Origin of the sequence: Lentzea sp. NPDC092896, from assembly GCF_044754905.1 — a bacterium.
GTDB lineage: Bacteria > Actinomycetota > Actinomycetes > Mycobacteriales > Pseudonocardiaceae > Lentzea.
Window position 1 is genome coordinate 78,773 of sequence record NZ_JBIVPX010000016.1, and the last position, 19,762, is coordinate 98,534.

Annotated in this window: 20 protein-coding genes; 6 read left to right on the forward strand and 14 right to left on the reverse strand. The window is 69.6% G+C overall.

Translation table 11 applies throughout. The annotated features are described in order from the left end of the window. Positions 1-123 precede the first annotated feature (123 nt). Positions 124-1,638: a M1 family metallopeptidase gene (locus tag ACIQF0_RS45365; protein WP_401040928.1), complete on the reverse strand. Its 1,515-nt coding sequence runs from the start codon at positions 1,636-1,638 to the stop codon at positions 124-126. A 54-nt stretch (positions 1,639-1,692) separates the two neighbouring features. Beyond that, entirely contained in the window at positions 1,693-3,264 is a 1,572-nt protein-coding gene (menD, locus tag ACIQF0_RS45370) for a 2-succinyl-5-enolpyruvyl-6-hydroxy-3-cyclohexene-1-carboxylic-acid synthase (RefSeq protein WP_401040931.1), read from the reverse strand. 216 nt (positions 3,265-3,480) lie between these two features. Here menD and ACIQF0_RS45375 point away from each other — a divergent pair, with 216 nt between their 5' ends. From ACIQF0_RS45375 to ACIQF0_RS45390, 4 genes are all read left to right on the forward strand, one after another. Then, complete coding sequence (locus ACIQF0_RS45375) at positions 3,481-4,383, forward strand: 1,4-dihydroxy-2-naphthoyl-CoA synthase (protein ID WP_093605881.1); 903 nt, start codon at positions 3,481-3,483, stop codon at positions 4,381-4,383. 11 nt (positions 4,384-4,394) lie between these two features. Next, positions 4,395-5,426, forward strand: a complete 1,032-nt coding sequence (menE, locus tag ACIQF0_RS45380; RefSeq protein ID WP_401040935.1) for an o-succinylbenzoate--CoA ligase — start codon at positions 4,395-4,397, stop codon at positions 5,424-5,426. Positions 5,427-5,504: 78 nt separating this feature from the next. After that, positions 5,505-6,605: a hypothetical protein gene (locus tag ACIQF0_RS45385; RefSeq protein ID WP_360045172.1), complete on the forward strand. Its 1,101-nt coding sequence runs from the start codon at positions 5,505-5,507 to the stop codon at positions 6,603-6,605. 47 nt (positions 6,606-6,652) lie between these two features. Beyond that, the gene (locus ACIQF0_RS45390; RefSeq protein ID WP_401040938.1) at positions 6,653-7,525 is read left to right on the forward strand and encodes a 1,4-dihydroxy-2-naphthoate polyprenyltransferase; all 873 of its coding nucleotides are present in this window, start codon (positions 6,653-6,655) and stop codon (positions 7,523-7,525) included. 3 nt (positions 7,526-7,528) lie between these two features. Here the strand turns inward: ACIQF0_RS45390 and ACIQF0_RS45395 are convergent, their stop codons facing one another. The 9 genes from ACIQF0_RS45395 to ACIQF0_RS45435 are packed head-to-tail and all read right to left on the reverse strand — an operon-like array spanning position 7,529 to position 15,169. Next, on the reverse strand, positions 7,529-7,930 hold the full coding sequence (locus tag ACIQF0_RS45395) for a hypothetical protein (RefSeq protein WP_401040940.1): 402 nt from the start codon (positions 7,928-7,930) through the stop codon (positions 7,529-7,531). After that, on the reverse strand, positions 7,930-8,379 hold the full coding sequence (locus ACIQF0_RS45400; RefSeq protein ID WP_401040943.1) for a hypothetical protein: 450 nt from the start codon (positions 8,377-8,379) through the stop codon (positions 7,930-7,932). The genes ACIQF0_RS45395 and ACIQF0_RS45400 overlap by 1 nt, the downstream gene beginning before the upstream one ends. After that, complete coding sequence (locus tag ACIQF0_RS45405; protein ID WP_401040945.1) at positions 8,379-9,362, reverse strand: hypothetical protein; 984 nt, start codon at positions 9,360-9,362, stop codon at positions 8,379-8,381. The genes ACIQF0_RS45400 and ACIQF0_RS45405 overlap by 1 nt, the downstream gene beginning before the upstream one ends. Further along, on the reverse strand, positions 9,359-9,775 hold the full coding sequence (locus ACIQF0_RS45410; RefSeq protein WP_401040948.1) for a hypothetical protein: 417 nt from the start codon (positions 9,773-9,775) through the stop codon (positions 9,359-9,361). Before ACIQF0_RS45410 ends, ACIQF0_RS45405 begins: the two co-directional genes overlap by 4 nt. After that, a complete protein-coding gene (locus ACIQF0_RS45415; RefSeq protein WP_401040951.1) occupies positions 9,775-12,957 on the reverse strand; it encodes a hypothetical protein in 3,183 nt (1,060 codons plus the stop codon). Before ACIQF0_RS45415 ends, ACIQF0_RS45410 begins: the two co-directional genes overlap by 1 nt. Continuing rightward, complete coding sequence (locus tag ACIQF0_RS45420; protein WP_360045192.1) at positions 12,954-13,259, reverse strand: hypothetical protein; 306 nt, start codon at positions 13,257-13,259, stop codon at positions 12,954-12,956. Before ACIQF0_RS45420 ends, ACIQF0_RS45415 begins: the two co-directional genes overlap by 4 nt. 55 nt (positions 13,260-13,314) lie before the next feature. Beyond that, entirely contained in the window at positions 13,315-14,403 is a 1,089-nt protein-coding gene (locus ACIQF0_RS45425; protein ID WP_360045195.1) for a PLP-dependent cysteine synthase family protein, read from the reverse strand. Positions 14,404-14,430: 27 nt separating this feature from the next. After that, positions 14,431-14,700, reverse strand: a complete 270-nt coding sequence (locus ACIQF0_RS45430; RefSeq protein WP_401040955.1) for a DUF4229 domain-containing protein — start codon at positions 14,698-14,700, stop codon at positions 14,431-14,433. Between the two features lie 4 nt (positions 14,701-14,704). Continuing rightward, on the reverse strand, positions 14,705-15,169 hold the full coding sequence (locus ACIQF0_RS45435) for an Lrp/AsnC family transcriptional regulator (protein ID WP_093605870.1): 465 nt from the start codon (positions 15,167-15,169) through the stop codon (positions 14,705-14,707). Positions 15,170-15,464: 295 nt separating this feature from the next. On the opposite strand from ACIQF0_RS45435, the gene ACIQF0_RS45440 reads away from it, so the two are divergent. Together ACIQF0_RS45440 and ACIQF0_RS45445 are read left to right on the forward strand one after the other, a co-directional pair. After that, positions 15,465-15,671, forward strand: coding sequence for a BldC family transcriptional regulator (locus ACIQF0_RS45440; RefSeq protein ID WP_030473853.1), 207 nt, complete (start codon positions 15,465-15,467; stop codon positions 15,669-15,671). A gap of 57 nt (positions 15,672-15,728) precedes the next feature. Next, complete coding sequence (locus ACIQF0_RS45445) at positions 15,729-15,896, forward strand: hypothetical protein (RefSeq protein ID WP_086667950.1); 168 nt, start codon at positions 15,729-15,731, stop codon at positions 15,894-15,896. Positions 15,897-15,956: 60 nt separating this feature from the next. Here the strand turns inward: ACIQF0_RS45445 and ACIQF0_RS45450 are convergent, their stop codons facing one another. From ACIQF0_RS45450 to ACIQF0_RS45460, 3 genes are all read right to left on the reverse strand, one after another. Continuing rightward, positions 15,957-17,264, reverse strand: a complete 1,308-nt coding sequence (locus ACIQF0_RS45450; RefSeq protein WP_401040959.1) for an AAA family ATPase — start codon at positions 17,262-17,264, stop codon at positions 15,957-15,959. 103 nt (positions 17,265-17,367) lie between these two features. After that, positions 17,368-18,279 carry a c-type cytochrome biogenesis protein CcsB gene (ccsB, locus tag ACIQF0_RS45455; protein WP_360045208.1) on the reverse strand — a complete coding sequence of 304 codons (912 nt, stop codon included), beginning with the start codon at positions 18,277-18,279 and terminating at the stop codon, positions 17,368-17,370. Beyond that, positions 18,279-19,754 carry a cytochrome c biogenesis protein ResB gene (locus tag ACIQF0_RS45460; RefSeq protein ID WP_401041115.1) on the reverse strand — a complete coding sequence of 492 codons (1,476 nt, stop codon included), beginning with the start codon at positions 19,752-19,754 and terminating at the stop codon, positions 18,279-18,281. The genes ccsB and ACIQF0_RS45460 overlap by 1 nt, the downstream gene beginning before the upstream one ends. Positions 19,755-19,762: the final 8 nt, after the last annotated feature.

Here is a 19,762-nt window from a genome sequence, read left to right on the forward strand (position 1 = left end):
CCACACGCTGACGCAGGGGTCCCCCCGAGCTGGGAACCCCTGCGTCATAACGTACTCAGCCGGTCTGACAGTCCGGAACTGCTTGTGCGCGAACCACTTGCGCACGAACCACTTGTCCGCGAACTACTTGTGCGCGTCCAGCAGTTCGTGCGTCAGCTGGATCTTGGCGCGCGACTTCGGCTCCGCGGCCTTGCCCGAAGCAACGGACAAAGACTTCGACGCGACGTCCGCCGCACGTCCGGGCGCCTCGGCCGGCTTGCCCTTCGTGAACAGCCACGTCTGGAACAGCTGGTCGAGCTGCTGGCCGGAGACCCGCTCCGACAACGCGATGAACTCCTCGATCGTGGCGTCCGAGTACTTCTTCTCGGCCACCCAGGTCTTGAGGATCTCGAAGAACTTCTCGTCGCCCACGGCCACGCGCAGGGCGTGCACGGCCAGCGCACCGCGGTCGTAGACGGCGCCGTCGAACACCGCGCCGGCACCGGGGTCGCCGGGCAGGACGTTCCAGAACTCGCTGTCGGCCGGGTACAGGTCGTAGGTGAAGTCGGCGTTCTCCTGCGCCGTGCCCTCACCGACGTGCTCGGACCAGAGGAACTCCGCGTAGGAGGCGAAGCCCTCGTTCAGCCAGATGTCCCGCCAGTGGTGGACCGAGACCGCGTCGCCGAACCACTGGTGGCCCAGCTCGTGCGCGACGACGTAGGTGTTGGCGCCGCGGCGGAAGAAGCCCGTGTCGTAGTTCGGGCGGGTCTGGTTCTCCAGCGCGTAGCCGAGGTTCGGGGTGACCACGCCGCCCTGCGCCTCGAACTGGTACGGGCCGAAGTTCTCCGACAGGAACTCGATGACCTCGGGCGTGCGCTCGACGCTGGCCTTCGCGGCGTCGGCGTTCTCGCCGAGGCGCTCGGAGTAGGCGTTGACGTACGGCTGGCCCGACGGGGTGGTGCCCTGGCGGAGCTCGAACTGGCCGATGGTCAGGAACGTCAGGTAGGTCGCCTGCGGCTTGGTGCTGCGCCAGTTCCAGCGGGTGTAGCCGTTGATCTGGCGGGTCTGGCCGACGAAGGTGCCGTTCGAGATCGCCTCGACGCCGTTCGGCACGGCGACGTTGACGTCGAAGGTGGCCTTGTCGGTGGGGTGGTCGTTGGACGGGAACCACCAGGAGGCGATCTCCGGCTCGCCGATGGCCAGTGCGCCGTCGACGGTCTTCGTCCACGCCGTGAAGCCGTTGCGGTCCTTCACCGTCGACGGGCTGTCGGCGTAGGTGACGACGATCGTGAGGTCCTGGCCCTTGCGGACGCCGCCGCGCGGGGTGAGCGTGAGCTCGCCGTTGTCCGAGACGAACGAGGACGGCACGTTGTTCACCCTGACCGACTTCACCTTGAGCAGGAAGTCGAGGTTGAACTGCGTGAGGTCCTCGGTGGCCTTGGCCAGGATCGTCGTGGTGCCCGACAGCTGGTCGCCGGTCGGGTTGTAGTTGAGCCTGATGTCGTAGTGGGAGACGTCGTACCCGCCGTTGCCGTACGTCGGGAAGTACGGGTCGCCGGCTCCGGGAGCACCCGGAGACGCCGCCAGCGCCGTCCCCGCGAAGAACGTAATCGCGGCCGCGGACGCCACCGCGGCCGTCGTCTTTGATCTGATCGACATGCGGCGGACGCTATCCACACGATCATGGACGAACTACCGACTTACGTATGTTTCCTACCTGGTGAAAAAGGTTGACACCGTCGACTTGAGACGTTGGTGCAACGCGCGCAGTTCGTCGCGTTTTGCCTGCACTTCGACCACTTGGAGGCCCTTGGGTGACGCAATCGCGCTACGGAACTCCTCCTGGTCGTCCACAGTGGAGTGCGGAATTCGGTAGCCCGCGCACAAAGCGGTCAGATCAGTCCCGTGCGGGGTGCCGAAAATCCTTTCGAAACTTCCGCCGTACTCCGGTGCGCCTTGTTCCAGCAATGAAAAGATCCCACCTCCGTCGTCGTTGAGCACGACGATCGTCAGGTCCGGCACTCGGTCAGCCAGCAGGCCGTTGCTGTCGTGCAGGAACGTCAGGTCGCCCATCAGCGCGAACGCCGGCCCGTCGTGGTTCAGGGCGAGTCCGATGGCCGTGGACACGCTTCCATCGATGCCCGCGGCACCCCGGTTGGCGTGCACGGCGATGTCCGAACGCCGCTCCCCCGCGAAGTCGACGTCGCGGATCGGGTTGGACGAGCCCACGAACAGCAACGAACCCGACGGCATCGCCTGCGTCAGATCACGCGCGACGTGCAGGCCGGTCGGCCACGGCTCGGCGTCCAGGAGGTCGTCGACGGCCACGCTGACGTTCTTCACGGCGCTCTGCCACGACTGCAGCCACTCGCCGTCGAGCGCGGCGGGCTCGGGCAGCCAGGTCGACGCACGCGTGGCGGTGAACTGCACGTCCGGCCACTGCGCCCGGTCACCGACCGCGTGCACGATTGGAGCGCTTCCCAGCAGCGCCTGCTGACCCCGCGACAGGGTGACGCGGCCGACGACGAGCACGGCGTCGGGCTTCAGCTGCTCCGGCAGGCCCGCGTTGAGCAGCAACGACCCGTGCCGCAGGCCGCCGGGCGCGGTCGGCTCGGCGATCACCGGCCACCCCAGCCGCGAGGCCTTCAGCAGCCGTTCCGGACGGTCGTCACCGAGCAGCACCAGCGTGCGGGCCGGCAGCGAGGACGGCCGGGTCTCGACGGTGAACGTGCGGTCCGTCTCCGTCCACGGGCCGCGGTCCGACGCGGGCCACGCGTCGTCGGACGGCGTCAAAGGCGGCCGGAAAGGCACGTTGACGTGCGACGGGCCGTCCGTGGCGATCGCGCGGCAGATCAACGAGCGGGTCGTCGGCTCGTCGGCGCCCTCCGGCATGTGCAGCGTCGGGATGCCGAGCACGTCGTACTGGTCGATCGTCTGGCTGGCGCCGGTGCGGTAGAGGTCGACGGGGCGGTCTGCCGTCAGCGCGATCAGCGGCACGTTCGTGAGCTGCGCCTCGATGACGGCCGGGTGCAGGTTCGCGACGGCGGTACCGCTGGTGCACGTCACCACGGCCGGTTCGCCGGTCTTCGCGAGACCCAGCGCGAGGAAGCCGCCACTGCGCTCGTCGATGCGCACGTGCACCGTGAGCAGGCCCTGCTGCTCGGCCTGGTGCAGCGCGAACGACAGCGGGGCGTTGCGCGAACCGGGGCACAGCACGACGTGACGCACGCCGTTGCGCACCAGCTCGTCGACGATCAGCCTCGCGTGGGCAGATGACCCGTTCATCTCTCGATTGTCCCAGTCGGCATCTCTGCCCTGCTGAGAACGGGGGTGGGGGACGACACAGGAGCCGGAGCCGCACAACGTCCACCACTCTGGGCACCCTCGACCAGTTCGCCGGCAAGAAGCAGGCCCGCCGGCGCGATCGGATCACAGACCAGGCCCTCGCGTCGTCGAGTGTCCGGGAGCGGCCCTCGGCGCAGGCGGCTTAGAGTCTCGTCCGTGGCAGATCAGGAGCTCTTCGACCCGTCGTTGTGGAAGCCGATCGAAGGCTTCGACTTCACCGACATCACCTACCACCGCGCGCTCGACCAGGGCACGGTCCGCATCGCGTTCAACCGGCCCGAGGTGCGCAACGCGTTCCGGCCGCACACGGTGGACGAGCTGTACCGGGCACTGGACCACGCGCGGATGTCGTCGGACGTCGGGTGCGTGCTGCTGACCGGCAACGGCCCCAGCGCCAAGGACGGCGGCTGGGCCTTCTGCAGTGGCGGTGACCAGCGGATTCGTGGTCGCAGCGGGTACCAGTACGCCTCCGGTGAGACGGCCGAGAGCGTGGATCCGGCACGTGCGGGGCGGTTGCACATCCTCGAGTGCCAGCGGCTGATCAGGTTCATGCCGAAGGTCGTCATCGCGGTCGTTCCCGGCTGGGCGGCCGGCGGCGGGCACAGCCTGCACGTCGTGTGCGACCTCACGATCGCGAGCGCCGAGCACGCGAAGTTCAAGCAGACCGACGCGGACGTCGGCTCGTTCGACGGCGGCTACGGCTCGGCCTACCTCGCACGGCAGGTCGGGCAGAAGTTCGCCCGCGAGATCTTCTTCCTCGGCCGCACGTACTCCGCCGAGGACATGTACAAGATGGGCGCGGTCAACGAGGTCGTGCCGCACGCCGAGCTCGAGACGACGGCGCTGCAGTGGGCGCGCGAGATCAACGGGAAGTCGCCGACCGCCCAGCGGATGCTGAAGTACGCGTTCAACCTGATCGACGACGGCCTGGTGGGACAGCAGATCTTCGCCGGCGAGACGACCAGGCTCGCGTACATGACCGACGAGGCCGTCGAGGGACGGGACTCGTTCCTGGAGAAGCGCGACCCCGACTGGTCCAACTACCCGTACTACTTCTGAGCAGGTAGAACATGCTCGACGAACTGCGCGCGGCCCTGCAGGGCGGCGACCCGCTGGTGGACGGCCCGCTCGACGGCTGGGAGAAGCGGGCCGTGCTCGGCGTGCCGACCTCCGGGTCGACGGGCGAGCCGAAGACCGTGCTGCTCGACGCGGACGCGCTGACGACGTCCGCCCAGGCCACGCACGAACGCCTCGGCGGGCCCGGCACGTGGCTGCTGGCGCTGCCCACCGGTCACATCGCAGGGGCGCAGGTGCTGGTGCGGTCGATCGTCGCCGGCACGACCCCCGGTGTGCTCGACATGTCGAAGGGCTTCCGCGCCATGGGTTTCGCGCACGCCGCGCGACCGGTGCTGGCCCAGCCGGGACGTCACTACACCGCTCTGGTGCCCACGCAACTCTCGCGGCTCGTCGTCGGTGAGGGGCCGGGGCTGGAGGCGCTGCGGCAGTTCGACGGCGTGCTGATCGGCGGGGCCGCCACCCCGCCGAAGCTGCTGGAGCAGGCGCGCGCGCTCGGCGTGCAGGTCGTGACGACGTACGGCATGAGCGAGACCGCCGGCGGATGCGTGTACGACGGCGAACCGCTGCGGGGCGTCTCGTTGCGCACCGACGACGTGATCGAGATCAGCGGGCCGGTGCTGGCGCTGGGGTACCGCGGCAGCGCGGAACCGTTCGGCGAGTGGTTCCGCACCGGCGATCTCGGACGGCTGCGCGAGGGGCGGCTGGAGGTGCTGGGCCGTGCGGACGACGTGATCGTCACGGGCGGCGAGAAGGTGCCTCCGGTGCTGGTCGAACGGGCTCTGGCGACCGTTGAGGGCGTGCTGGAGGCGTGCGTCGTCGGGCTTCCGGATGAGGAGTGGGGCCAGGTCGTGGCCGCCGTGGTCGTCGCACGTGGTGAGGAGCCTTCAGTCGACGACCTGAGGGCCGCCGTGGCACGGGACGTGGGCAGGGCGGCGGCGCCGAAGCTGGTGCGGTTCGTGTCCGAGCTGCCGTTGCGCGGACCCGGCAAAGTCGACAGGACAGCAGTCGCCGACCTCTTTAGGTGAACCTTTACCGCTGAGGACAACTCTCCCCGCGAAGCGCGCGGAACCCCATCCGCGCGCGCTAGCGATGGGGGTTTCTTCATGCGCTACCTGTTACCGCTGGTCGCCGGCGCCACGCTGGTGGTCGGTCTGGCGTCTCCCGCCCAGGCGGCGGCTGCCTCGAACGAGTGGGCCGCCGACGTCAGCGGCCGCACTGTCACGTGGGGCGGTTCCCCGCGCACGGGCCTGATCGAGCTCGGCACGCACAGACTCGCTCAGCCCGCCAACGCGGTCACGGCGGCGGTGACCGGCGATGGTGTCGTCGATGTGCGCGGCCTGCGTGCGGACGGCCAGTGGACCGAGTGGCTGGAGGCGCCGGCGACGTTGCCGGTGACCACGTCCACCATCGAGACTCGCGTGGTTTTGAGCAGTGGCAAGGCATCGCGCGTGAAGCTGACCGCTTCGCAGGCGCCGGCGACCGTTGCCGCGGACGACGTTTCCGTTGCTGCCGCTGGACGTGCGTACCGGGTCTACGCGACGCGCGAGGGTCTCGTCGGCGGCACCACGGCGAACGGCCACACGATCGTCTCGCGCGACCACTTCGTCGCGCTGCCGTCGCGGCGTGGCCTGGCCAACAAGAACTCCGGCAACTACAGCGTGCAGGTGTGCGCGTCGAACGGCCGTTGCGAATGGGCGCCCGTGTGGGACGTCGGCCCGTGGAACACCAAGGACGACTACTGGAACGCGTCCGCGACCCGCGAGATGTGGAAGGACCTGCCGCAGGGCAAGCCCGAAGCGCAGGCCGCGTACGAGAACAACTACAACGGCGGCAAGGACCAGTACGGCCGTGAGGTCGCGAACCCGGCCGGCATCGACCTGGCGGACGGCACGTTCTGGGACGGCCTCAAGCTGACCACGAACTCGTGGGTGACCGTGACCTACCTGTGGACGGGCTCCGGTCCTGTCGGGACGGTCCGCACGTCCGCGGCCAACGGCACGGTGAACGTCCGCAGCGGCGCGAACTCCACGTCGTCGCAGGTGGGTCTGGCCGGCAACTACGCCCAGGTCAGGGTGACCTGCCAGCTCACCGGTGAGTCGGTGTCGGGCACGCAGGGCACGTCGAACGTCTGGTACCGCATCGCTTCGGGCAAGCACATCGCCAAGGCGTACGTCGCGGGTGTGAGCGGCGCTACTGCCTGCTGATACACCCCTTTGGCGGGTCCTCAGGAGCCATACCGGAGGATGGAGGCATGGCCTCAGTCGTCCAGTGGATCCAGGGGACCCGCCCGCGCACGCTGCCGAACTCGATCGCCCCGGTGGTCGTGGGAGCTGCTGCGGCGCACCACATCGACGAGTTCAACGTGCTCTACACGGTGCTCGCTCTCGTCGTCTCGGTGGCGTTCCAGGTCGGCGTGAACTACGCGAACGACTACTCCGACGGCATCCGCGGCACCGACGACAACCGGGTGGGACCGTTCCGCCTGACCGGATCCGGTGCCGCCGAGCCCGCCAAGGTGCGGCTGGCGGCGTTCATCTCACTCGGCGTCGGCGCGTTGGCCGGCGTGGTGCTGGTGGCGTTGTCCGGGTACTGGTGGCTGCTCGGGTTCGGCGCCGTGTGCATCGCCGGGGCGTGGTTCTACACGGGCGGCAAGCGTCCGTACGGCTACGCGGGCCTGGGCGAGATCGCGGTGTTCCTCTTCTTCGGCCCGGCCGCGGTGCTGGGCACGCTGTACGTGCAGACCGGTGAGATCACCGGCATCGGCATCGGCGCGTCCATCGCGATGGGGTCGATCTCGGCCGCGGTGCTGGTGGCGAACAACCTGCGCGACATCCCGACGGACTCGGTGACGGGCAAGCGGACCCTGGCCGTGGTGCTGGGCGACAAGGACACGCGCAGGCTGTACCTCGCGCTGGTCGCGGTGCCGTTCCTGATCGCGCTCGGGATGGTCGTGCGGGTGCCTTACGCGTTGCTCGGGTTCCTCGCGGCGCCGGTGCTGCTGCCCGCCGTGCGCCGGGTGGCCGCCGGGCGTGGCGGCCGCGACCTGATCCCGGTGCTGCAGTTCACCGGGATCGCGATGCTGGCGTGGGCCGTGCTGGTCAGCGTCGGCCTGGTCCTGGACTGACCGCTACCAGGCGTCTTCGGTGAACTGGGTCGGCTCGTCGTCGTCCGTCCGCACGGGCCTGCGCGGGGGTGGCGGCGGGGCCGTCTCGCCCTTGATCAGCTCGTCCAGCCTGGCGCGGTCGGCGTCGAGCGCCTGGCGCACCAGCGGATCGTGGCCCGCCTCGCCGGTGAGGACCTGACGCCAGCTCAGGCCGGCACCGCGCGCGATGCGGTCGGCCAGCTGCCGCATCGCCGGTGAGGCGTCGCTGGACTTCGCGAACTGCATCACCCTGCGGATGTCCTCGGTGGACGGTTCCTTGCCCTTGAGGTTCTGCTGGGCGGACCGCATCGCGCGGTCCGCATCGGCGACAGCGCTGCTCAGGAAGTCCTCCGCCGCGAGGATGTCCGGTGTCCGCCAGGCCGTCATCACCACTTGTCCTCCGTGAAGATGTCGGGGGCGTTCTCGTCGCCGTCGTCACCCCGGTTCCTGCGCGGGTCCTGGGCGGCCATGATCTCTTCGGCGGTCAGGCCTTCCTGCAACATCTGGAAGGCCTGCTTCATCTTGTTGACGTTCTCCTGCTGCATGGCCTGCACGTCGGGGTCCTGCGCGGCCTTGCCGGAGACGACGTCCTCCCAGGTGAACTCACCCGCGTCCACCTTGCGCTTCAACGCTTTGAGCTGTTCGGGCGCGTCCCGTTCCTGCGCTGCCCGCTCGACCTGCTGGGCGATCGCCTTGAAGTCGACCGGCGGAACGGGCGGCAGCGGCGTGTCCTTGAGGCGGTTCGCGAGGTCCTGCGCCTCCTTGAAGCGCGCGTCGACCTGCGCCTCGGCCGCCCGCAGCTCCGCGGACTTCCAGCTTTCGTTCGGGGTGGTCATCAGTTCTCCCTGGCGAAGAGTCCGCGCTGGATCGGCCTGGCCTCACCGCGGATGTCGCCCACCTCGGCGCGCTGCGCGAAGGTGCGCCACTGCCGGAAGTCTACTTCGGACAGACCGAGCTCCCTGGCCGTTTCGTAGTTCTCGCCGAGGAAGTGCAGCACGGCCTGGTCGCCCAGGACGCCGATGATCTCGAACTCCGCGCCCCGGTACGTGCAGAGCGTGCGGACCAGCTGGAGGTCCTCGACGACCGCGTCCGGCACCTCGAGGAACTGGACGCCGTTCTCCTCGGTGAAGTCCGGCGGCGCGGGCTGACCGGCCAGCGGGTGCAGCAGAACGGAGCCGGGCGTCGGCCCGAAGTCGATGTCGAAGGCCTGGCCGCGGTAGTTGCCGATCAGTCCACGACGGACGGTCGGCCGGTGCGGAACCGGGGCCTGCCAGTACCTTCCTGGACCGAAGCCCACGTCTCCCGTGGGGACCCAGCCGACCTGCCGGTTGAGGTACTTGCCGACGCTGCGGCCTTCTCCGGTGGGCTCGAAGCGCCAGAGTTCCGTGCCCGCGGGGAGTTCCGCGAGCTCCATGACGTACTCCGGGATGGGGTTCGCGCTCGGCGTGTAGCCGGTGCCGGTGAACGGGACCGGGTAGACGCGCGTGGTGCCCATCTTCTGCGCGCCGTCGAGCGTCGGCCCGCCGAAGCTGGTGTCGAAGAGTTCGGTGGTGTGGGCCAGGAAGCGCAGCAGGTACTGCGTGCCCTTCGGCCAGTCCGCGACCTTGTCGACGCCGAACGCCTCGGCGAACTGGTCCGACGTGCCCTGCGGGAAGTCCTGCCCGCGCGTCACGAAGCCGGCGGCCCGGTGCGGTTCGAACTTGCCGGGCACCACGACGTTGCCCAGGTAGAGCTGCGCGATCGCGGGGTGCACGATCTTCTGCAGGATCGTCTCCGGCCCGATGCCGGCCGCCTTGCGCACGGCCTGTGGGGTGCTCATCCCGGGTTCTTCTCCTTCCACCGCGCCAGGAAGTCGGTGCGGTCGACCCGCACGTCCTGAAGCTCGTCGACGTCGAGCGTGGCCCGGTAGCCGTTGTACTGGTCGCCTTCGAGCCCGTTCTGCGCGGCCCACACGTACTCGCCGCCCGCGTACCCGGCCTCGGCCTTGCCGTTCTCCGTCCTGACGACGTTGAACGGCTGCCCGCGCCAGGTGGCCGTGCAGGTTTCCAGGTACCAGGCCTGGAGTTCCTTCACAGCCACCGTTTTGAGCTCACGGTTCCCATAGGTCTGGAACCCCTCGCTGGTCGCGTAGGTCATGCCGGGGATCTTGCGGATCCACACGTCGTTCCCCTCCGCGCCCGCGAAGAAGGTCTCGCCGCGGTACTCGGCCATCTCCTGGGAGTACTGGGTCATCAGAGCTTCGTCCAGCCGAACTTGCGGTCGTACACGGCGTGCAGTTTCTCAGTTCCGTCCGCGTTCACCTGCCAGATCTCGGCACGATCAGGCAACGGTGTGCCGCCGTCAACGCGCCACTCCGGCATACCGCCCATCGTCGACCCCGTACCGGTGAACGGGTCGTAGCCGTCGTACGGCTTCGTCGCGCCACCCGCCGCCGCCATCTGCTGCTGCGACGCCTCGTAGTGCGCCTTCTCCTGCGGCGACTGGTACTGGTCGGCCGGGTACGGCCCGGGCTGGGTGAAGTCCGGCGTGTCCTTCTTCGGCCCGCCGAACGGCACGTTGTGCGCGCCGGCGTTCTGGTCGGTGATCTCGTACCGGAGCTGCATCGCGTTCTGCGCGCCCGCCGGGATGGGCGTCCAGCCCTTGCCCTTGTCGTCGAGCGCGAGGCCGTCCCTGAGCCCCTGCGGCGTGTTGACGTCGACCACGTCCTGGCCGCGGGCGATCGAGCCGCCCATCTGGTTCTGCCAGGTCTCCTGCTTGCTGCCCGCGGCGTGCGGCTGGTCGGGCAGGTAGGTGCTGACCGCGCTCGGGTTGAGGGCCTTGGTGACGATGTCGCCGGTGTCGACCTTGATCTGGTTGCGGACGTCGGCCACGTGCTGGGCCTCGCTCGCGCTCAGGTCGGTGGACAGCTTCTGGCTCAGCTCGACGTAGCGGTCGCGGTCGGCCTGGTTGGGCAGCATCTGCTCAAGCTGGTGCTGGTAGCCCTGACCCTGCGCCGCCATGGCGGCCGCGTCGAAGTGGCCCTTGAGGTCCGGGCCGGTGGGCGGCGGGGTGCTGCTGCCGTCGCCGTTGTCGTTGTGGCCGGGGGTGGTGGCGTCGTCGTGGCCGGGCTTGGGGTCGGTGTCGTGGGTGGCCGGGGTGTCGTGGTCCGGCTGGGTGTCGTGGGGCTTGACGTCGTCGGCACCGCTCGTGTCGGTGTCGTGCGGCTTGCCGTCGTCGGGCCGGGCGTCGTCGTCGTGGGGCTTGGTGTCGGCGTCGTGCGGCTTCGCGTCGCTGTCGTGGGGCTTGGTGTCAGCGTCGTGCGGCTTCGGGTCAGCGTCGTGCGGCCGGGTGTCGGCGTCGTGCGGCTTGGTGCCGTCCGGGGTGTCGTGGGGCTTGGTGTCGTGGGACCCGTTGGGCGTGGTGTCGTGCGGACGCGGGCTCGGCGGGTCGTGCGGGGCGGTACCGGACGGAGTCGTGTCGTGGGGACGCGTGCCGCCGTCGTGCGGTGCCGAGCCGCTGGGGGTCGGGTGGTCCGTGCTGGGGCTCGGGTGTCCGGGCGGGGAAGGCAAACCGCCGCCCGCGCTCGGGGCCGGGTGTCCAGGAGGCGACGGGAGGCCGCCACCGGAACTCGGCGCCGGGTGGTCCGTGCCGGGGCTCGGGTGTCCGGGCGGGGAAGGCAAACCGCCGCCTGCGCTCGGGGCCGGGTGTCCAGGAGGCGACGGCAGGCCGCCGCCCGTGTGGGACGGGGCGGGGGCGGTCGCCGTGCCTGTGCCGGCGCTCGGGTGGCCAGGAGGCGTGGGCAGGCCGGAGCCGGGCGTCGGGTGAGCACCCGAGTTCGGCGGGGTCGGCAGGCCGGAACCGGGCGTCCCGTGCGCGCCGGAGTTGGGCGGGGTCGGCAGGCCGGAGCCGGACGCAGGGTGGCTGCCGGGCGAACCTGGCGTCTGGTGCGGGGCGGGGTGGCTGCCCGGCGCGCCGGGGCCCGACGGAGGCGTGGGCAGGCCGGAGCCGCCGGGGCGGGTGCCGGTGCCGGACGCCGGGGTCGTGGGCGGGCTGGGCAGGCCTGAGGCGTGTCCGGGAGGGGTCGGCAGGCCCGTGGGGGCCTTGGGTCCGGCCGGGGCGCCCGCGCTCGGGAAGGACGGGACGCCGCCCGCTCCCGGACGGGAGCCGGAGCTCCTGGTCTGGTCGCCGCCGCCTGCCCCTGGAGCCATGGGGGCGCCCATCGGCATCGCGCCGCCCATGGGGGTCTGGTGGGGCGCCGGCGGGGCTGCGGCGGGGGCCGCTCCGGCCGCGTGCGTGGTGTTCGTGCTGGGTGGCACGACGGGGCCGTGGCCGCCCGAGGCAGGTGTGCCGCCGGGCGAAGGCACGCCGCCTGAGCTGGCGTGACCGCCGGCGGGAACGCCACCGGTCGGCATGCCGCCACCTCCGCCGCCGCCCAGGGAAGGCGGTGCGGACGTGGCTGAGCCGGTGGCCGCCGCCGCGTGGGTGGCGGGGGCGTCGGGGCCGCCGTGCACCGCGGGCGCGGGCGCTACCGGGGCGCCGCCGGGTGCCACGGAGGAGACGGCGGCCGGTTTGGTGTCCTCGGAGCCGCCTTGCGGGGTGTAGACCTCGCGGACGTGCGAGCCGATGTCGCGGCCCCGGTCGGCGATCTCGGTGGCCGAGTCCTTGATGGACGCGGCGTCGTCGCTGATGTCCCTGACGGCGTTGCGGACGTCGCGGCCCGCCTCGGCCACCTCCTGGGTGGCGTTCATGGCCTCGGCCAGGGAGTCGGCGTCCTTCAGCTTGCCGATGGCGGAGAAGACGCGGCCGACGGCGTCGAAGAGCGCCTTCACGTCGGCGATGAGCTTCTGGACCGTGTCGATGATGTCCATCACGCGCCGGTAGATCTGGTACGCGTTCCAGACCATCTCGGCTGCCTTGATCCAGCCGGCGACCGGGATCCAGACGGTGGCGGCGGCTTCGAGGAGCTTGTTGACGAGGTAGTCGAGCAGGCGCGCGGCCTGCTTGCCCAGGGCCTCGGCGCCGGAGGCGACCGTGTCGAAGCCCTTCGCGATCAGCTGGGCGACGCCCATCTCCGCGAGCAGGCCGGCCTTCCAGCCGAGAGCGATGTACTTCTCGTGGGCGCGGGCCGCGTCGCCGTCCCAGTGGCCGCGCACCTTGCCCACGGCGTCCGTGAGGTTGTACGAGACGTCGTTCATGGCGTTGCCGACCATGCGCCAGGCGTCGCCGTCCGCACGGATCTTCGACCAGTCGCCGGTGATCGGCGTGATGATCGTGGAGACCAGGCTCTCGCCGGTCACGGCCTCGAACACCCAGTTGACCGCCTGAACGCCCCAGCCCTGGTCGCGCAGGACGTCGTTCAACGACGCCGTGTCGACGTCGGGCTGCTTGAGCGAGGCCGCGACCGGGCGCGGGGCGCTGTAGGACGCGGTGGTCACTTCAGCAGCCCCTCGAAGATCCGCCGCTGAAGGGCGTCGATGTCCTCGTAGCCCTTCGCCGTCGCGTCCACCGCCGCGGCCGTGCCTTCGAGCTTCGACTTGCCGAAGTCGAGCGTCTCGTCGAACAACGCGCGCACGATGTCCACGCCCGGCTGCAGCAACGTCAGCAGGCCGGTGAAGCCCGCCTTGTCGCACGCCGTGGCGTGGACGTACTTGCGGATCGTGTCGAACTCTTGGGCCTCGGCGCGCAGGTACTCGGCGTACGCGCGCATCTCGGCCGCGTCGGTGAACAGCGTCGACACAGCGTCCCCCCTGCGGACTCAGGTGCTCAGGTCACGCTGTGACGCAGAACGCTCGTCACCAGTTCCCCGTGCGGTGGAAGTTGTTGAGACGTTCAAGGCACGGGTCGAGATGCATGCCCTGAGCGGATACCCATGTGTCGTCGTAATAGGTGTTCGCGTAACGCTCGCCACCGTCGCACAGCAAAGTCACCACGCTTCCGCGGGTGCGAGACTGCCTCATCTCGGCCACGATCTGGAACGCTCCCCAGAGATTCGTTCCGGTCGACCCGCCGACCCGCCGGCCGAGCAGGTCCTCCACGTACCGGATCGTCGCGACGGACGACGCGTCCGGCACCTTGATCATCCGGTCGATGACCTCGCCGATGAACGACGGCTCCACCCGCGGCCGCCCGATGCCCTCGATGCCGGAACCGCGCGTCGCCACCAGGTCGCGGTTGCCGTCACGCCACGCGTCGAAGAAGACCGAGTGCTCCGGGTCGACGACGGCGAGCCGCGTGTTCAGCTTCTGGTAGTGGATGTACCGGCCGATCGTGGCCGACGTGCCGCCCGTGCCCGCGCCCACGACGATCCAGTCGGGGGTCGGCGACGGTTCCAGCTTCATCTGCTCGAAGATCGACTCGGCGATGTTGTTGTTGCCCCGCCAGTCCGTGGCGCGCTCGGCGTGCGTGAACTGGTCCATGAAGTGGCCACCGAGTTCGGCCGCCAGCCGCCGCGACTCGTCGTAGAGCGCCGACGGCTCGTCGATGAAGTGGCACTTGCCGCCCTGACGCTCGATCAGCGCGACCTTCTCGGCCGAGGTCGAGCGGGGCATCACCGCGATGAACGGCAGCCCGAGCAGCCGGGCGAAGTACGCCTCGGACACCGCCGTGGAACCGGAGGAGGCCTCGATGACGGGCGTGCCACCGGTGATCCAGCCGTTGCAGATCGCGTAGAGGAACAACGAGCGCGCCAGCCGGTGCTTCAACGAACCCGTGGGGTGCGTCGACTCGTCCTTCAGGTAGAGGTCGATGCCCCACTCGAGCGGCAACGGGTAGCGCAGCAGATGCGTGTCCGCGCTGCGGTTCGCGTCCGCCTCGATGATCCCGACGGCCTCGCACACCCAGTGCCTGGTCCTGCTGCAAACGCGGTCAACGGAGGTACTCACAGCCCGCACGATAACCGGGCAGACGTCCTACGCCTGGGTGAGAGGACCTTCGTCACCACGCAGTTCGGAACGCAGCTTCTCGCGCTCGGCCCTGCGCACCGCCTGGTGCGCGTCGAGGCCGGTCGCGACCCGCTGCCGCAGCCCCTTGAAGATGAACAGCGACGCCGGCAGCGCCACGACCACGCCCACGGCGAGGGCGGGCAGCAAAGGAACCTTGAACAACATGAGCGCGCCCATCACCACGACCACGAGGCCGAGGCGGGCGAGGACGTAGAGCGTCACATCACGAGCGAGCACCCGTTCAGGTTACGTCGCCTTCCTCGTCACCGGTGTTCGGGCGCCCCTCGAAGCGCGTGGAGAGCACCACCGTCGTACGCGTGCGGGCCACACCGTGGATGCGCCGCAACCGCCCGAGCGCGCGCTCCAGATCGTCAACCGTCGCGACCCTGACCTTGACGATGAACGACTCGTCGCCCGCCACCCGGTAGCAGGACTCGACCTCGTTGAGCTCGGCCAGCGCGACCGCGACCTCGTTGTCGTCCGCGATGTCGGTGGGGTGGATGCCGATCAGGGCCGTCACGCCCAGCCCGACCGCGCTGGGGTCGACGACCGCGTGATACCCGACGATCACGCCGCTGGACTCGAGCTTGCCGACCCGCTCGTGCACGGCGGAGGCGGACAGGCCGACCTGCCTGCCGAGGTCGGCGTACGTGGCCCGTCCGTTGGCACGAAGTGCGGCGATGATCTGTCGATCAAGAGCATCCACCCCGAACACCCTATGCCCACGCGTGCACACACGTAGCAGGGGTCACATGGCCGCGAGTTCGCGTCGGTCGTCCGGGTCCCTCTTCGTGTCAACCGCCGCAGGCGATTCGGCGCGAAGCGGGGGCCGGACGACCGACTTCCCGGCGAACTCGCCGCGCGAGCGGAGCGAGCGCAGACTGAACTGTCCGGTTCGCCCCGGTCGTCCCTTACTACCTCTTTACCAAAAAACAAGCGTTCGAGTACCTGATGGGTCAGATGCCACGATCAGACCGGAACGTCTGATCTGAGGAGGACGAGTGACTGCAGCCACCGAGCGGCTCTTGACGCCTGGGGAAGTCGCCAATCTGTTCCGGGTCGACCCGAAGACCGTGACCCGATGGGCCACCGCAGGTCGCATCGGCTCGATCCGCACCCCTGGAGGACATCGCAGGTTCCGTGAGACCGAGGTGAAGGCTCTGCTTTCGGAGCTGACCACCGAGGCGACTGAACCCGTCCGCCACTGAAACCGTAGTTATCCCTGTGCCGCGGGTAATCTCGTGGCAAAGGGAGGTGGCGACACGATGATCTACCTGCTGGCGGTGATCGGTGCGCTCACCGTGGCTGTGCTCGTGTGGCGAGCGTTCGCCCCGCAGCACTCGGAGTACACCCCAGGCCGCAAGGTGATCGCGCCCGACGACGACCCGGAGTTCCTGCGCAAGCTCGACGAGCAGCGCAAGCGCGACGAGTGACGGAAAAGGGGCCCTGATCACAGGACCCCTTTCCGCTAACTTTCAGACCCGCTGACCGGCTCAGGAGGAGTGCTGGAAGTCGTCCGCCACCACGGCGGCGAGTTCCAGCAACGCGAGCCGGGTCTCCGGCGCGAGCTGGTCCAGCGCGATCTCCGCGCCCTCTTCGAGGTGCTCGTCGAACGGCAGGCGGACCACGGCACGGCAGCGCTGCTGGAAGTGCGCGGCGAGCTTGTCGAGGTCGACCTTGCCCGACTTCGGGCGCACCGAGTTGATCACGCAGACGGACTTCGCGACCAGGTCGCGGTAGCCGTGCGCCTCCAGCCAGTCGAGCGTCGCCGCTGACGTCTGCGCGCCGTCGACCGAGCCGGACGACACCAGGACCAGCGAGTCCGCCTCGTCCAGCACGCCCTTCATCGCGGAGTGCATCAAACCGGTGCCGCAGTCGGTCAGCACGATGTTGTAGAAGTGCTCCAGCAACGCCACCGTGCGCCGGTAGTCGTCCTCGCTGAACGCCTCCGAGACGGCCGGGTCCTGCTCGGACGCCAGCACCTCGAGCCGTGCCGGCGACTGCGAGGTGTACGCGCGCACGTCGCTGTACTTGGTGATCCGCGGGGCGTCGCGCAGCAGGTGACGCACGGTCGCCGTGGTCTCGCGCGGGATCTTCAACGCCAGCGTGCCGCGGTCGGGGTTCGCGTCGACCGCGACCACCCGGTCACCGCGCAGCGACGAGAACGTCGAGCCCAGCGTCGTGGTCGTCGTGGTCTTGCCGACGCCGCCCTTCAGGGACAGCATCGCGATCTTGTAGCACCCGCGCAGGGGCTGGTTGATCCGCGCGATCAGCTCGCGTCGCCGCACGTCGGCCGGGCTCTCGCCGAGGTTGATGGCGCCGCCGGACAGCGAGTGCAGGGACTTGCGCCAGCCAGAGGTCGGCGGACGCTTCTCCTTCTTGATCAGCTGCTGCGACGAGACTTCCTGCGCCTGCGAGCGGTACTCCTGCTGCGGGAAGTTGTTCGGGAACTGAGCGCCGGCGAACTGGCCGTACTGCGCCGTGTTCTGGGTGTTGTGGGGACCCGACTGGCCGCCACCCACCTGGTAGGGACCTGACTGCGCGCCCGGCACCGGGTAGGCACCCGAGCTGGTGCCGGGGACCGGGTAGGGGCCGGAGGCGTTGCCGGGCACCTGGTAGGGGCCGGAGGCGTTGCCGGGCACCGGGTAGGAACCCGACTGGTTGCCCAAGTTGTACGGGCCGGACTGGCCGCCGCTGACGTGCTGCGGACCGGACTGCTGCGGGTCGAGGTAGGCCGCCGCCTGCGGGTCGACGTACTGCGGGCCGGAGCCCTGTTCCTCACCCGGTGGTTGCCATGTCACCGCTGTGGCCCTCCCTGAGCAAGAGGGACCGAGACTTCCCCGACCCCCAGGTTGCGACGGTACGCAACCGGCAACGGTTCCATCGACCTGGGGGCTTAACTCGTTAGAGACCCGCGTACGAATGCAACCCGCTAGTAACCAAGTTGATGAAGAACAGGTTGAACACGTTCAGGGCAAAGCCCGCGATGTTGATCCAAGCGGCCCCACGGCCACGCCATCCGGCCGTAGCGCGCGCGTGCAGATACGCCGCGTAGACCACCCACGAGACGAACGCGACCGTCTCCTTCGGGTCCCAGCCCCAGAACCGGCCCCACGCGGCTTCCGCCCAGATCGCGCCGAGAATGATCCCGGCCGTGAACAACGGGAACGCCAGCACGGTGGTCCGGTACGACATCCGGTCCAGCACGTCGGCGGACGGCAGCTTCGGGAAGCGGTCCGCCTTGCTGTCCTTGAGCAGGTAGAGGATCGACGTCACGCCGGGGATCAGCAGCACGCCGGACGAGATCGAGATCACCGAGACGTGGATCACCAGCCAGTACGACCGCAGCGCCGGCTGGACGGGAGCGGACTCGGCGTACAGGACGGTGCCGCCGAGGAACAGCAGCGTCAGAATCGGCGGCAGCACGAACACGCCGAGACGGCGGATCGGGAACTTCGCCATCAGCACGATCCACGTCACCACGGCCGCGAGGCACAGCAGCGACATGTACTCGTACATGTTGCCCCAGGGCGCGCGCCCGGCGGACAGGCCGCGCATGACCAACGAGCCGAGGTGCAGCAGCGCGCCGAGGACCGTCATCGCGGCGCCCATGCGGCCGATGCGCTCGGCCCTGGTCAGCTCGGCCTTGGGCTCGTCGACGAGGACGTCCGGCCCACCGGCACCCACCAGCGCCTTGCGCGGCGCACGGGCGAAGGCCTGCTCGACCGCGTAGAGCAGGATCGCGAAGAGGTAGACCCCGAGGGCGCTGCGGTACAGCCAGTCGCTGTAGGTCGCGAAGGTCTCGTTGACCGGCATCAGGACTTCTCCTCGTTCAGCACCGCGCGGGCGAGCCGCGTGAACTCCTCGCCGTATCCTGCCTGGTCAGTGCGGGCGAGCCCGCCGACCTCGACCAAAGTACGCCCGTCTTCCAGACGAGTCGCACGGACCCACACCCTGCGGCGCTTGACGGTCAGCGAGACCCCCAGGCCGAGGATGATCAGGATGGCGAAAACCAGCACGTAACCCTGGGTCGGGTCGTGCGAGACCTGCAACGACACCCAGTCGCTCACGGAGTCGAAGCGCACCTTGGTGCCGTCGTCGAGCGCGATCTCCTCGCCCAGCGCGAGGTTCTTGCGCGCGACCTTCTGCAACCGGCCCTGGTCGACCATCTTCTGGTCGATCGAGAAGATCGACTGGCCGCGGCCGTCGTCCACGCCCAGGTCGCCGCGGTACACGTCGACGGCGACCATCGGGTCGTTCAGCGCCGGGAACTTCGAGTTCAGGATGTTGCCGTGCAGCAACGGCGTCGGCGCCAGCAGGCCCGTCACCGCGATCTGGTTCTTGCGCCGCGTCTCGGAGTCCGTGACGCCGGGCGGGTCGAACTTCGTCGCGCCCTCCGAGGCCAGCGTGAGCTGGTCGGTCGGCAGCCACTGGATGCCCTGCGTGCGCTTCTCGCCGTTGGGGAACGTCACCGTGAACGTCGGCGTGTAGCCGTGGCCGAGCAGGTAGAGGCGGTCGCCTTCAGTGCGCAGCGGGTGGTTGACCTGCAGCGTGTACGGGTTCCAGGTGTTCGAGGCGAGGCTCTCGCCCGACTGGTAGCGGATGTCCGCCTTGAAGCCGACGGGCTGGCCGTTGTCGAGGTACTCGGCGGAGAACTTGCCGATCTCGACGCAGAACGGCGTGAGGTCCGTGCCGTCGACCCGCAGGCCCGGCCGGAACTGGTCGTAGTTGAAGATGCCGCCGTTGCAGAACTGGCCGCCGTCGGCCTGGACGATGATCTGGCCCTCGTAGCTGAACATCTTGCCCAGCGCGAACGACACCAGCAGGCCGAGCAGCGCGAAGTGGAAGACCAGGTTGCCGGTCTCGCGCAGGAACCCGCGTTCGGCGCTGACCGTGTCCTCGCCGGTCTCCATCCGCCAGCCGCGCAGGACCTTCTTGGCTCGCGCGACGGCCTCGTCCGATGTGATGTCGAGCTCGGCCTGCGCGTGGTGCGGCATCCGCGAGAGATTGCGCGGCGTCAGCACCGGCTTCGCGCGCATCTGCTTGAAGTACTCCCACGTGCGGGGAAGCAGGCACCCGACGAGGGACGTGAACAGCAGCAGGTAGATCGCGGCGAACCACGGCGTGGCGTACACCTCGAAGAACCCGAGCTTGAGCAGGAGCTCGCCCCACCAGCCCTTCTGGGCGATGTAGTCGTCGACCTTGGCCGAGTTGAGCGACCGCTGCGGCAGCAACGCGCCGGGCATGGCCGCGAGCGCGAGCAGGAACAGCAGGGTCAGCGCGGTCCTCATCGAGGTGA